The sequence below is a fragment of the Kitasatospora sp. NPDC085464 genome (assembly GCF_044541955.1).
Classification (GTDB): Bacteria; Actinomycetota; Actinomycetes; order Streptomycetales; family Streptomycetaceae; genus Kitasatospora.
In genome coordinates this window covers 129,248-140,799 of the sequence record NZ_JBITTM010000025.1, presented here as the reverse complement: position 1 = coordinate 140,799, position 11,552 = coordinate 129,248, and the positions used below count along the sequence as shown (strand labels likewise).

11 protein-coding genes are annotated in these 11,552 nt (G+C 73.7%); 5 read left to right on the top strand and 6 right to left on the bottom strand.

What is annotated here, in order from left to right:
• Positions 1-267 precede the first annotated feature (267 nt).
• Positions 268-861, top strand: a complete 594-nt coding sequence (locus tag ACIGG8_RS22885; protein ID WP_396550302.1) for a hypothetical protein — start codon at positions 268-270, stop codon at positions 859-861.
• A 139-nt stretch (positions 862-1,000) separates the two neighbouring features.
• Here the strand turns inward: ACIGG8_RS22885 and ACIGG8_RS22880 are convergent, their stop codons facing one another.
• Both ACIGG8_RS22880 and ACIGG8_RS22875 read right to left on the bottom strand, forming a co-directional pair.
• Positions 1,001-1,138: a hypothetical protein gene (locus ACIGG8_RS22880; RefSeq protein WP_396550300.1), complete on the bottom strand. Its 138-nt coding sequence runs from the start codon at positions 1,136-1,138 to the stop codon at positions 1,001-1,003.
• Positions 1,139-1,182: 44 nt separating this feature from the next.
• A complete protein-coding gene (locus tag ACIGG8_RS22875) occupies positions 1,183-1,788 on the bottom strand; it encodes a hypothetical protein (RefSeq protein ID WP_396550299.1) in 606 nt (201 codons plus the stop codon).
• Positions 1,789-2,092: 304 nt separating this feature from the next.
• Between ACIGG8_RS22875 and ACIGG8_RS22870 the strand changes: the two genes are divergently transcribed.
• The 4 genes from ACIGG8_RS22870 to ACIGG8_RS22855 all read left to right on the top strand — a co-directional run bounded on the left by ACIGG8_RS22870 (position 2,093) and on the right by ACIGG8_RS22855 (position 5,797).
• Complete coding sequence (locus tag ACIGG8_RS22870) at positions 2,093-2,455, top strand: DUF1304 domain-containing protein (RefSeq protein WP_350526018.1); 363 nt, start codon at positions 2,093-2,095, stop codon at positions 2,453-2,455.
• Positions 2,452-3,015 (top strand): TetR family transcriptional regulator, encoded by a 564-nt coding sequence (locus ACIGG8_RS22865; RefSeq protein ID WP_396550297.1) that lies wholly within the window; start codon positions 2,452-2,454, stop codon positions 3,013-3,015. Before ACIGG8_RS22870 ends, ACIGG8_RS22865 begins: the two co-directional genes overlap by 4 nt.
• Positions 3,016-3,210: 195 nt before the next feature.
• Positions 3,211-4,215: a chitinase gene (locus tag ACIGG8_RS22860; protein WP_396550295.1), complete on the top strand. Its 1,005-nt coding sequence runs from the start codon at positions 3,211-3,213 to the stop codon at positions 4,213-4,215.
• A gap of 175 nt (positions 4,216-4,390) precedes the next feature.
• Positions 4,391-5,797 carry an APC family permease gene (locus ACIGG8_RS22855; protein ID WP_396550310.1) on the top strand — a complete coding sequence of 469 codons (1,407 nt, stop codon included), beginning with the start codon at positions 4,391-4,393 and terminating at the stop codon, positions 5,795-5,797.
• Positions 5,798-5,880: 83 nt separating this feature from the next.
• Here ACIGG8_RS22855 and ACIGG8_RS22850 read toward each other — a convergent pair whose 3' ends face one another.
• The 4 genes from ACIGG8_RS22850 to ACIGG8_RS22835 form a co-directional block, all read right to left on the bottom strand.
• Positions 5,881-8,547, bottom strand: coding sequence for a TIM-barrel domain-containing protein (locus tag ACIGG8_RS22850; RefSeq protein ID WP_396550294.1), 2,667 nt, complete (start codon positions 8,545-8,547; stop codon positions 5,881-5,883).
• Positions 8,548-8,627: 80 nt separating this feature from the next.
• On the bottom strand, positions 8,628-9,605 hold the full coding sequence (locus ACIGG8_RS22845; protein ID WP_396550292.1) for an SIS domain-containing protein: 978 nt from the start codon (positions 9,603-9,605) through the stop codon (positions 8,628-8,630).
• A gap of 52 nt (positions 9,606-9,657) precedes the next feature.
• Positions 9,658-10,497 (bottom strand): carbohydrate ABC transporter permease, encoded by an 840-nt coding sequence (locus ACIGG8_RS22840; protein WP_396550290.1) that lies wholly within the window; start codon positions 10,495-10,497, stop codon positions 9,658-9,660.
• A complete protein-coding gene (locus ACIGG8_RS22835; protein WP_396550288.1) occupies positions 10,494-11,453 on the bottom strand; it encodes a carbohydrate ABC transporter permease in 960 nt (319 codons plus the stop codon). Before ACIGG8_RS22835 ends, ACIGG8_RS22840 begins: the two co-directional genes overlap by 4 nt.
• Between the last annotated feature and the right edge of the window lie 99 nt (positions 11,454-11,552).

Here is an 11,552-nt window from a genome sequence, read left to right as displayed (position 1 = left end):
GGACCGCGCACACGATGCGCGCCGCCGACCGTGGGAGCGAACGCGGGAGACCAGGACACCCAAGACCGTTCGGGGCGTCCGGCCGTGCAACTCATACACAGTCAGTAGGAACGGTTCAGATCGGATCGGGGCGGATCGAACCCGGGAGGGGGCGCCGTCCGTGCAACCGGTTGAGGCCGGCCGGGAACCGGGAGCCGGTGATCGGCAGTCGGTGATCGGCGGCAGCGGTCGGCGGTCTGGGCGAGGACGGACGAGGAGAGGACAGCGATGGCCTGGTACCAGGGGGCGAGCCGGATCACGGTGACGGCTGTGGAGGGGCGGTTCCCGCAGCGGGTGGTGGTGACCGTCCCGGGTGCCGCGCCGGTGGAGGTCCCCGGCGAGGTCGGCGCCGTTCACCTCGTCGAGGCGGAGCGCTGGCAGCTCGACCTGGAGCACTGCCATGCGGGCGAGTGGTGCCCCAACATCCGTGCGGTGCAGGGTCGTTGGCAGGAGATCCGGGGTGTGCTGACGCAGGCCGTGCACAGCCGCAACCGCGACGCGGCGGGCGACCGCCAGGACCGCAACCTGGTGCTGCGGATCGAGCGGGTCACCCCGGGCGGTGACGAGTCCCCGGCGGTGACCGCGGCCCCCGCCGCCCGCCGCACCACCAGCGCACACCGGGCCCCGGCGGCCCCGGCCGGCCCGGCCGCGCTGCGAACCTCGACCGCTCCGGCGAGCGGCACCACCGCCCCGGGCGTGCGGACGACCACCGCGGGCTCCGAGCCCGACTTCCTGCGGCCGGCCGCCCCGGCGGGCCGGACCGCCGGTGCGGGAGGCGCCACCCGGACGACCACGACCACGACCACCTCGTGGAGCGGCTGACGACTACTCCGCGGGGAGCAGCGGGCCGGCCGGGCCTGCACCAGCTCCACCTGACGGGTCATCCGCCCCTGCCCGGCGGCGAGTTCCAGGGCCCGCTCCCAGCGCCGGCGCGCCTCGGCCACCACGCCCCGGTCGTACATCAGTGGTCGGAGTACAGGTGCGGCCAGTCGGCGGCGGTGCCGGCGGTCTCGGCGGCCGTCAGGGCCTGTCGGGCCGCCTCCTCCCAGGCGCGGAACAGGCCCGCGTCGAGGTGGAGGTAGCCGGCGTTCTCGACCATCCGGCAGGCGTGCCGGTGGGCGCCCCACTGGCAGGCCAGGGCGATCAGGGCGCGGACGGTCGGTTTCCTCGGCCCGGAACCAGGCCAGGGCGTCGGCGGACGTGGCGAACTCCGGGGTGCCGCCGGTCGGCGGGTGGGCCGGGCGGTGGTGGCGCGCCTCCGGCCGGGCGCGGCCGTCCCGCGACCCCGGCCGGCACCCCGAAGGCCTCCTCGGCGTCGAGCGAGCCCAGGGCCAGCGCCCGTGCGCCGTCGAGCGCGAGCAGTCCGGTGAGCCGGTGCCGACTGGTCACCACCACGGCGCAGCCGGGCTCGGCGGGCAGCAGCGGGAGCACCTGCTCGGCGTCCCGCGCGTTCTCCAGCACGAGCAGCACCCGGAGGCCGGCCGGCAGGGTGCGGTAGGCGGTCGGCTCGTCCCGGTCGGCGGGGAGGGCGCCGTCGTCGGCGCCGAGGCCGCGCAGCAGCTCGGTGAGCGGCTCCTCGGGGCTCAACGGCTCGGTCTCGTCGAAGCCGCGGAGGTTGACGCCGATCCGCCCGTCCGGGAACGCGTCGGCGTTCCGGTGCGCCCAGCGGAGCACGAGCGCCGTCTTCCCGACCCCGGCCGGGCAGGTCACCAGCAGCAGCAGCCGCGCGCCGTCCGCAGTGGCGCCCACGCCGGCCTCGCCGTGCGCTGCCGCGCCCGGTCCGGTGGCCGCGCCGCTCTGCCGCCCCAGCCAGGCCAGTTCGGCCTCCCGTCCGACGAAGCGGCCGGGTTCGCGCGGCAGTCGCGCGCACCTTCGGCTCCTGTGCTCCCGTCCGTCCCGGCTTCGCTTCCGGGGCCGCACCCTATCGGCAAGGTGGCGGGTGCGGCGGGCCGGTCCGGCGGCCGGACCGCGGGACCGACCGGACTTAATGGACACCTGTCCAGGTATGGTGGACACCTGTCCATGAAGTTCGGATCAAGCTCCGGAGCCGAAGATGCGCGTGACCGCCGATGTCCTGGTCGCCCTGGTGGCCCTCCTGCACGGGTACATCCTGGTGCTGGAGATGTTCCTGTGGGAGCGGGGGCCGGGGCGCAGGCTGTCCGGCTTCGACGCCGCGCTCGCCCGCACCACCGCACCGCTCGCCGCCAACCAGGGGCTCTACAACGGCTTCCTCGCCGCCGGGCTGGTCTGGGGCCTGGTCGCCGGCGGCGAGGTCGGCCGTCAGGCGCAGCTCTTCTTCCTGGTCTGCGTGGTCGTGGCCGGCCTGTACGGCGGTGCCACCGCGAACCGCCGCATCCTGGTGGCGCAGGCGCTGCCCGGGGCGGTCGCACTCGGCGCCGTGCTGCTCGCCGGATGAGCGCCGCCCAGGACCCCCGGGCGGAGCGCACCCGGGCCAGGCTGCGCCGGGCGCTGCTGGAGGAGTGCGCCGAACGTCCGCTGGCGGACGTCAACGTGGCCGCGCTGGTGCGCCGGGCCGGGGTCGGCCGGGCCACCTTCTACGTCCACTACGCCGACCTCGACGCGCTCGCGGTGGACGCCTGCGCCGACGTGGTCCGGGCGGCCGTGGACGCCCTGCACGCCTGGCGCGGTGTGCCGGACCCGGCCGCCCCGCCGCCCGCGCTGACCGGGTTCTTCGTCGAACTGGTGCCGCACGCCGCGCTCTACCGGGCGCTGCTGACCCCGGGCGGTGGCGGACCGCTCGGCCTGGTGCTCACCCGTGACCTGCGGGAGCGCAGCCGGACCGAGCGGGCCCTGGCGGGCGCCCCGGAGCCCGACCTGGTGGCCGCCGCCGTGGCCGGCACCTTCACCGGAGTGCTCGGGGACTGGCTGCACGGCCGGATCGAGGCCGGCCCGGAGCGGATCGCCCACCAGGTCTGGCGGCTGCTGATCTCCCTGCACCGCACGCCGCAGCTCTGAACGGCCGTCGGTGTGCCGCTGTGGCCTGACGCACAGTTGGGAAACTTTCCTAACGAAAGTCATTGACCCCGGAGCCCGGTGCCCCGATTCTGTGAGACACCCACCGGCGGACCGTCGCCGTCCGCACCGGTGGGCCGCTCCCGCCTCCCTGACCTGCCGTCACCGTTCCCCCGGAATCGACGAAAGTGAGTTGGCATGCGCAAGACCACCGGAGTCCGTCTCACCGCCCCGCTGCTGGCCGTCGCGCTCGGCCCGGCCGCGCTCCTGCTGGCCCCCGTGACCTCCGCCGCGGCCGCCCCCGCCGCGACGACCGTCCCCGGGATGGCCGCCGCACCGTACGAGTACCTCGGCTGGGGCAACCCGCAGAAGCCGACCGACGTGATGAAGGCCGCCGGGGTGAAGTGGTTCACGCTGGCGTTCGTCCTCTCCGACGGCGGGTGCAACCCGAAGTGGGACGGCAGCCGGGCGCTCACCGGGGGCACCGACCAGGCCGCGATCGACTCGATCCGGGCGGCCGGGGGCGACGTCGTGGTCTCCGTCGGCGGGTGGAGCGGGAACAAGCTCGGCGAGAAGTGCTCCAGCGCGAGCGCCCTGGCCGGCGCGTACCAGAAGGTGATCGACGCCTACCGGCTGAAGGCGCTCGACATCGACATCGAGAACACCGAGTTCGGCAACGCGACGGTCCGGCAGCGGGTGGTCGACGCCCTGAAGATCGTCAAGACCAGGAACCCCGGGATCGTCACCTACGTCACCATGGGCACCACGCCGAGCGGACCCGACGCCAACGGCAAGGACCTCATCAAGCGGGGCGCGGCCGCGGGACTGGCGAACGACGGCTGGGTGGTGATGCCCTTCGACTTCGGCGGCCACAGCGGCACCATGGGGCAGGCGACGGTCGGTGCGCTCGACGGGCTGAAGGCGGCGGTCAAGAGCGCGTACGGCTACGGCGACGACGCGGCGTACCGGCACATCGGCGTCTCCTCGATGAACGGGAAGACCGACGAGGCGGGGGAGACCGTCACCACCGCCGACTTCCGCACCATCCTCGGCTACGCGAAGCAGCACCACCTCGCCCGCTTCGCCTTCTGGTCCGTCAACCGGGACCGTGCGTGCGGCTCCGGCACGGACGCCGACGCCTGCAGCGGCGTCCCGCAGTCCCCGTACGAGTTCACCAGGATCGTCGTCCAGTACCAGGGCTGAGGCCGCCGCCCCGCCCCGATCCGCCCCCGGGCTCCCTCCCGTTCCCCGCCCGTCCCGCCCCGGCCCGTCCCCGTCCCGGCCGGTCCTCACCCCCGGCCGGTCCCACCCCCCGGAGCCATCCGTGTCCTCAGGCTTCACCCGAAGAATCGGCCTCTTCCAGGCCACCGCGATCAACATGAGCCAGATGTGCGGCATCGGGCCGTTCGTGACGATCCCGCTGATGGTCGCCGCCTTCGGCGGCCCGCAGGCCGTGATCGGGTGGGTCGCCGGCGCGCTGCTCGCCCTGGTCGACGGCCTGGTCTGGGCCGAGCTCGGCGCCTCGCTGCCCGGCGCCGGCGGCACCTACGTGTACCTGCGCGAGGCCTTCCAGTACCGCACCGGGCGGCTGATGCCGTTCCTGTTCGTCTGGACGGCCATGCTCTTCATCCCGCTGATCATGTCCACCGGCGTGCAGGGCCTGGTGCAGTACCTCGCCTACCTGTGGCCGGACATGACGACGCTCCAGGGGGACGTCGTCGGGGTCGCCGTGCTCGCCCTGGTCCTGGTGGCGCTGTGGCGCACCGTCGAGGACATCAGCGTGATCACGATCGGGATGTGGATCGTGATGATCCTCTCGGTCGGAGCGGTGATCCTGGCCTCCTTCACCGACTTCCACCCCTCGCTGGCCTTCACCTGGCCCGCCCACGCCGTCGAGCTCACCCACGGCGGCTTCTGGACCGGCTTCGCCGCCGGCCTGACCATCGGGATCTACGACTACCTCGGCTACAACACCGCCTCCTACCTGGGCGCCGAGATCCGCAACCCGGGCCGGGTGATGCCCCGCGCGATCATCTACTCGATCACCGCCATCATGGCGGTCTACCTGCTGATGCAGATCGGCGTCCTCGGCGTCGTCGACTGGCGGGACATGCTGGACCCGGACAACGTCGCCGCCAAGTCGGTCGCCTCCGCCGTCCTGGAGCGGACCTGGGGCAGGGGCGCGGCCGACACCGTGACGGTGCTGATCCTCGTCACCGCCTTCGCCTCCGTCCTCGCGGGCCTGCTCGGCGGCTCCCGGGTGCCCCACGACGCGGCCCGGGACGGGATGTTCTTCCGCTCCTTCGCCAGGCTGCACCCCCGGCACGGCTTCCCGGTGGTCGGCCTGGTCGCCATGGTCACGGTCACCGCCGCCGGCTTCCTGTTCGCACGGCACGTCGGCGACACCGCTGCGCACCCGCCGCTGGGCATCCTGATCGCCCTGCTGACCAGCGTCATGGTGATCGTCCAGGCGCTCGCCCAGATCGCCGCCGTCACGGTGCTCCGCCGACGGCAGCCGGACCTCGCCCGCCCCTACCGGATGCTCCTGTACCCGCTGCCGAGCATCGTGGCCGCCGTCGGCTGGCTGGTCATCTACGGCTACGCGGACCGGGCCAACCCGGGTGTGCACCCCGTCGAGTGGTCGCTGGCCTGGGTCGCCCTCGGCGGCGTCGCCTTCCTGGTCTGGTCGAAGGTCGAGGGCGCCTGGCCGTTCGGGCCCAAGGAGATCCGGGAGGAGTACCTGGAGGCCCAGCGCGCCGACCCCCTCGCCACACCGGCCGGGTAGTCGCCGGTGCCGTGGCCCGGCTCCCCCGCGGCGCACCGTGCGCGCGGGGGAGCCGGGCCGGGCCGCCGGTCGGCGGCCTCCGGTCAGCTGCCGCCGTGGATGAGTTCGACGGAGAAGCCGTGGTCGGTGGACAGCTTCGGCGTCCTGACCGTGGTCACCCCGGTCGCCGCGTCGTGGTACCAGCCCGCGGCGGCCGCGTCGAGCGCCGCGGCCGAGGCCAGCCGGGGGAGCGGGCCGCCCCGGGTGACCACCTGGCGCGGGGCCGACTGGCCGTGCACCGTGAAGCGGTACGCCCGGGAGGCCGGCTTGTCGGAGTAACTCCCTTCGCTGGCACCGACCTTGACGACGGTCACCGGGCCGGCCACCTGCATGTCGACCCGCTGGGTGGCCGAGGCGCCGGCGCTGAACTGCCGGGTGACGCCGTCGTCCTCGTACAGGGTGTAGGAGGAGTCGCCCCGGGCCTCCGGATAGAGGTCGTAGTCGAGTTCGGAGCGGTCCCGGGTCTGCCAGGACAGCGTGCCCTGCGGCCACATGGGCACGATCGAACCGCCCTTGACGAACAGCGGCAGGGTGTCGAGCGGCGCCGAGTAGCCGTCGATCGTGGTCGGGCCCTGGTAGGTGCGCCCGGTCCAGTAGTCGGTCCAGGTGCCCTCCGGCAGGTAGATGCCGTTGCGCACCGAGGTGTCCGAGTAGACCGGCGCGACCAGGAAGTCCGGCCCGGCCAGGAACTCGTACGTCGCGTTCGGCCCGAGGGCGTTCGGGTCGTGCGGGTACTCCAGGGCGAGCGGGCGCACGGCGCCGATGCCGGTCCGGGTGGCCTCGGCGGACAGGGTGTACATGTACGGCAGCAGCCGCTCCTTCAGCTGCAGGTACTTGCGGTTGATCGAGGTGTAGGGCTCACCGTCCAGCCAGGGCTGCTGGTCGCGCTGCTCCTTGCCCGTCATGTCCCGGGCCCAGCCGTCCATGGTCATGATCGCCGGGAGGAAGGCCTTCCACTGCAGGTCGCGGGTGTACATCTTGGGGTCGCGCCGGAAGATGGAGCCGACGTCGCCGGTGTCGTAGGCGATCCCGGACATCGTGGCGCCCGCGTACGTGGGGATCTGCCAGCGGATGTAGTCCCAGGACAGGCTCTGGTCGCCGCTCCACAGCACGCCGCAACGCTGGGCGCCGGCCCAGGAGACGGGCAGCCAGACGAAGCCGCGGGCGTCGCTGTTGTCCTCGATGCCGGCCTTCGCCCGGTCGCAGGCGTTCAGCGCGAAGTCGTAGCCGTTGCCGACCCAGGCCACGTCGAGCTTGCGCACCCGGACCCCGGCCTTGACCTCCTCGGACTGGTTGGGCAGGCCGTTCTGGGTCCACAGGCCCAGCTGGGCGTGGTCCTTGCGCAGGCCCTCGCCGGTCTGCGGCAGGTTCTCGTAGCCGCAGCCGTAGCCGTCGTTGACCAGCATCCAGCCGAGCGGCATCCCGTTCTGCACGTAGCCGTCGGCGACCTTCACCGCGTCCGTGGTGTGGCGCTCGCCGCGGTTGGCGTTGTGCAGGTAGCAGTCGGAGTCGCCGGGCTCCAGGCCGTAGACCGGCGGCATGAAGGGCTTGCCGACCAACGCGGTGTACTGCCCGATCACCGACTTGACGTCCCCGGTGAAGTAGTAGGCGTCCAGGCGGCGTTCCTGCTGCCCGGTGCGCACCGGCGCGCCGAAGTCGTAGATCCCCGGGGCGAAGGTGTTGCGGAAGACGCCGTAGCCGGCGCTGGAGACGTAGAAGGGCTGGGAGTTGTTGTAGCCGCCCTCGTTCCAGTCGGTGCTGTTGGCGACGTGGACGGTCCGGTCGCGATGAGAGAAGCTGCCGTTCTGCTCGCCGCCGCCGAAGAACTGCTCGTCGGCGCCGCGCACCAGGCTCTGCCGCAGGCCGCCGGTGGACCAGCGCAGCGGGGCGTCCTCCTGCCAGACGGCGGTGCGGTCGTCGGCCCGGTAGAGGCCGAAGCGCAGGGGGTGCTTGTAGACCCGCAGCACGAGGTCCTTCGAGCGGATGCCGTAGTAGTCGCCGGCGTCGAAGGTGCTGGTGGTGCGCTGGAGTTCGGGCTGCTTGCGGACGATGGTGGCGCCGGCCGGGTCGGTGAGCACGCCGTCCGGGGCGGCGCGCAGGCGCAGCTGGTCGTCGGCCAGGAAGTCGACCTTCGCCTTGAGGGTGCCGGCGGCGATGTCGTAGCTGCCCTGGCCGCCGCCGAAGGAGGTCAGGTCGCCCGCGTCGGTGCTCTGCGGCAGGTAGGCGCGGCCGGTGAAGGAGCCGCCGTGGGTGTCGTAGGGCACGACCAGGACGTGGTAGGTGCCGGAGGGCTTCGGGATCACCGTCGCCTCGGGGTCGGCGGTGCCGGCGCTCTCGGCGACCTCCTGGCCCGCGGCGTCGTAGACGTAGAGGTCGAAGTCCTCGGTGGGGTCCTGCCACTGGATCGAGATCGGGACGCCGCCCTCCGGGTTGTCGTCCCAGTAGCCGGCCGGCACGTCGACGGTCAGGTCGAAGCGGCCGCAGACGGTGCCGCCCGGGTCCTGGGCGGCCGACGGGCAGCTGCCGGCGCCGCCGAGCGTCCCCTTGGCGTACGCCGGGCTCTGCCAGGTGGTGCTCTGGTGGCCCTGGTCGAGGACGGCGGAGGCGGGGGCGGCCGCCCGGGCCGGGAGGGCCGGCCCGGCGACGGCGGCGAGGCTGGTCAGGGCCGCTGCGAGGGCGGCCCTTCGGAGATGGGGGCGGAGTAGGCGCACGGGGTTCTCCTTCGTCGGCTGGGGCGGGGGAGCGGTGCGGGAGCGTGGCCGGCCCGGGCGGCGGTCAGGTCCGGTGCCGGTCAGGTCCGCTGCCGGTCGCCGAGGACGACCGACCGGGTGAGGTGGCGCGGCCGGTCCGGGTCGACGCCGCGCGACCCGGCCACCGCGACGGCCAGCCGCTGAGCCCGGACCAGGTCGGCCAGCGGGTCCGACTCCGCCGCGGCGTCGCCGGACTCGGCGACCAGCAGGGCGCCGGCCCGGGTGATGTCCTCGGCGAGTCCGGCGGGCGCCGGGCCGAACACCCAGGTCACCCGGCCCGGCGCGGCGATGCTGATCGGGCCGTGCCGGTACTCCATCGCCGGGTACGCCTCCGTCCAGGCGCCCGCCGCCTCGCGCATCTTCAGCCCGGCCTCCAGCGCCAGCCCGTACGTCCAGCCGCGCCCGAGGAAGGTGAACTGCTCGGCGCCGCACAGCCCTTCGGGCAGCGGCGCCGTGACGGCGCGTTCGGCGTCCAGGACGGCCCGGGCCAGCGGGCGGACGCAGTCCGGCCGGGCGCCCTCGGCCTCCAGGTGGGCCCGCAGCAGGGCGAGGACGCTGGTGGCGAAGCGGGTCTGCACCACCGAGCGCTCGTCCGCGAAGTCGAGCACGGCGACGGCGTCGGCGAGCGCCATGACCGGGGTGGCCGGGTCGGCGGTGACGGCGGTGGTGGGCACCGCGGCCGTCCGGGCGTGGCCGAGCAGGTCGAGCACCTCGGTCGTGGTGCCGGAGCGGGAGAGGGCCAGGATCCGGTCGTACGCGCGGCCGGGCGGGAACTCCGAGGCGGCGAAGGCGTCCGTGGTCCCGTGGCCGCCGCCCTCGCGCAGGGCGGCGTAGGCCTGGGCCATGAACCAGGAGGTGCCGCAGCCGACGACGGCGACCCGCTCGCCGCGGCGGGGCAACGCGTCGGCGTACCGGGGCAGGGCGTCGGCGGCGCGGCGCCAGCAGTCCGGCTGCGAGGCGATCTCGGCGGCGGTGTGGGAGGGCGTGGCGGCGGCGCCGGCGGGCGTGGCGGAGGTCATGCGGCGGGCTCCTTCGGAGGGACGGGGGTGTTCGACCCGTGGGCGTGACCGGCTACTTGACCGATCCGGCGGTCAGTCCGGAGACCACGTGCCGCTCGATCAGGGCGAACAGCACCACGACCGGCACGATCGCGACGACCGATCCGGCGAACAGGTAGTTCCACTCGACGGTGTAGTTGCCGATGAAGCTGTTGATCCCGACGGTGAGCGGCTGGCTCCGCGGCTCGGTGGACAGGGTCAGGCCCATCACGAACTCGTTCCAGGCCGAGATGAAGGTGAAGATCACCGCGGTGACCACGCCGGGCATGGCCAGCGGCAGGACCACCCGGCGCAGCGCGCCGAGCCGGCCGAGGCCGTCGAGCAGCGCGGCCTCCTCCAACTCCACCGGGATGGAAGCGATGTAGGCGGTGAGGATCCAGACCGCGAAGGCCAGGTTGAACGCGGCGTTGCAGAGGATCAGGGTCCAGACCGAGTTGAGCATGTCGAGCCGGTAGAACTCGCGGTAGAGGCCCACCAGCAGCGAGGTCGGCTGGAACATCTGGGTGACCAGGACGAGCAGCAGGAAGAGCCGCCGGCCCCGGTACCGGACCCGGGCGGTGTAGTACGCGGCGGGCAGGGCGACCAGCAGGGCCAGCAGGGTCGCGCCGCCGGCGACCAGCAGGGTGACCCGCAGGTTCCCGCCGAGGGTCGAGTCGCGCCACACGCCGACGAAGTTCGACCAGGCGAAGTGGCGCGGCAGGTAGCCCGCGTCGCGCAGTTCGTCGGCCGGGCGCAGCGCGGTGACGACCATCTCCAGGTACGGGAGCAGGAAGACGGCCGCCAGCAGCCAGGCGACGGCGGCGAGCACGACGGTGCGCGGCCGGATCCGGCCGCCCCCGCGCCGGGCTCTCAACTCTCCTCCCCGTTCCAGCGGCTGACCTTCAGGAAGACCAGGACCATCAGCACCACCAGCGCGAAGTTGACCACCGACATGGCCGCGGACTCGCCGATGTCGGTGCTCTTCAGCTGGTACGTGAACACCGTGCTGGTGGCGGTGTCGCTGCCCGGGCCGCCCTGGGTCATGCCCCAGATGACGGGGAAGGAGTTGAAGACGTTGATCAGGTTGATGACGACGCCGACCAGGAACGCCGGGCGCAGCAGCGGCAGGGTGATCCGCCGGTAGGTCTGCCAGGGCGAGGCGCCGTCCACCCGGGCCGCCTCGTACAGCTCGGCGGGGACGGTCTGCAGGCCGGCGAGCAGGGTGTAGGTGGTGAACGGCAGCGACACGAAGACGGCGACGAACACCATCCAGGGCCAGGCCGTCGAGGGGTCGCCGAGCCAGTCCCGGGGGCCGTCGACCAGTCCGAGGTCGGTCATGGCGGTGTTGAGCACGCCGGCGGTCCGGTCGAGCATCCACTTGAAGCCGATGGAGGTCATCAGCACGGACGCGGCCCAGGGGGCGATCAGGGCCCAGCGGGCGTACCGGCGGCCCGGGAAGCGCTGGTCGAACAGCTGGGCGAGGCCGAGCGAGAGCAGCATGGTCAGGCCGACCACGGCGGCCGTCCAGACCACCGTGGCGAGCAGGACGTGGCCGAGGTCGGTCTCGCCGAACAGCTTGCGGTACTTGTCCGAACCGGCGGAGCCCCGGACGAAGCCGCTGGTGCTGATGCGCAGGAAGGAGGTGCGGACCATCTCGTAGACGGGCCACAGCACGACGGCGAGGATCAGCAGGACGGCCGGGGCGATCCAGGGCAGCGGGCCGAGCCCGCCCGGGCGGGAACCCCGCGCCGCGGGGCGGGGCGGGCGGGGGCCCGGGGGTGCGGGGCGGCGCGCGGGGGTGGCGTGCGCCGACCGGAAGTCGGTGGTCACGGGGGTGCCTTTCCAGGGCTGCGCGGGTGCTCGGGTTTCGCGGGTCTTCCCGGGTCTGCGGGCTCGCGGGTGTGCGGGTGCGCGGGCTCACGGGCCTCG

Excerpts from the sequence above, each read along its gene's own strand:
- ACIGG8_RS22865 (WP_396550297.1), top strand. The coding sequence starts at position 2,452 with ATGAGCGCCGCCCAGGACCCCCGGGCGGAGCGCACCCGGGCCAGGCTG.
- ACIGG8_RS22845 (WP_396550292.1), bottom strand. The coding sequence starts at position 9,605 with ATGACCTCCGCCACGCCCGCCGGCGCCGCCGCCACGCCCTCCCACACC.
- ACIGG8_RS22870 (WP_350526018.1), top strand. The coding sequence starts at position 2,093 with ATGCGCGTGACCGCCGATGTCCTGGTCGCCCTGGTGGCCCTCCTGCAC.
- ACIGG8_RS22860 (WP_396550295.1), top strand. The coding sequence starts at position 3,211 with ATGCGCAAGACCACCGGAGTCCGTCTCACCGCCCCGCTGCTGGCCGTC.
- ACIGG8_RS22880 (WP_396550300.1), bottom strand. The coding sequence starts at position 1,138 with ATGGTCGAGAACGCCGGCTACCTCCACCTCGACGCGGGCCTGTTCCGC.
- ACIGG8_RS22855 (WP_396550310.1), top strand. The coding sequence starts at position 4,391 with ATGAGCCAGATGTGCGGCATCGGGCCGTTCGTGACGATCCCGCTGATG.
- ACIGG8_RS22885 (WP_396550302.1), top strand. The coding sequence starts at position 268 with ATGGCCTGGTACCAGGGGGCGAGCCGGATCACGGTGACGGCTGTGGAG.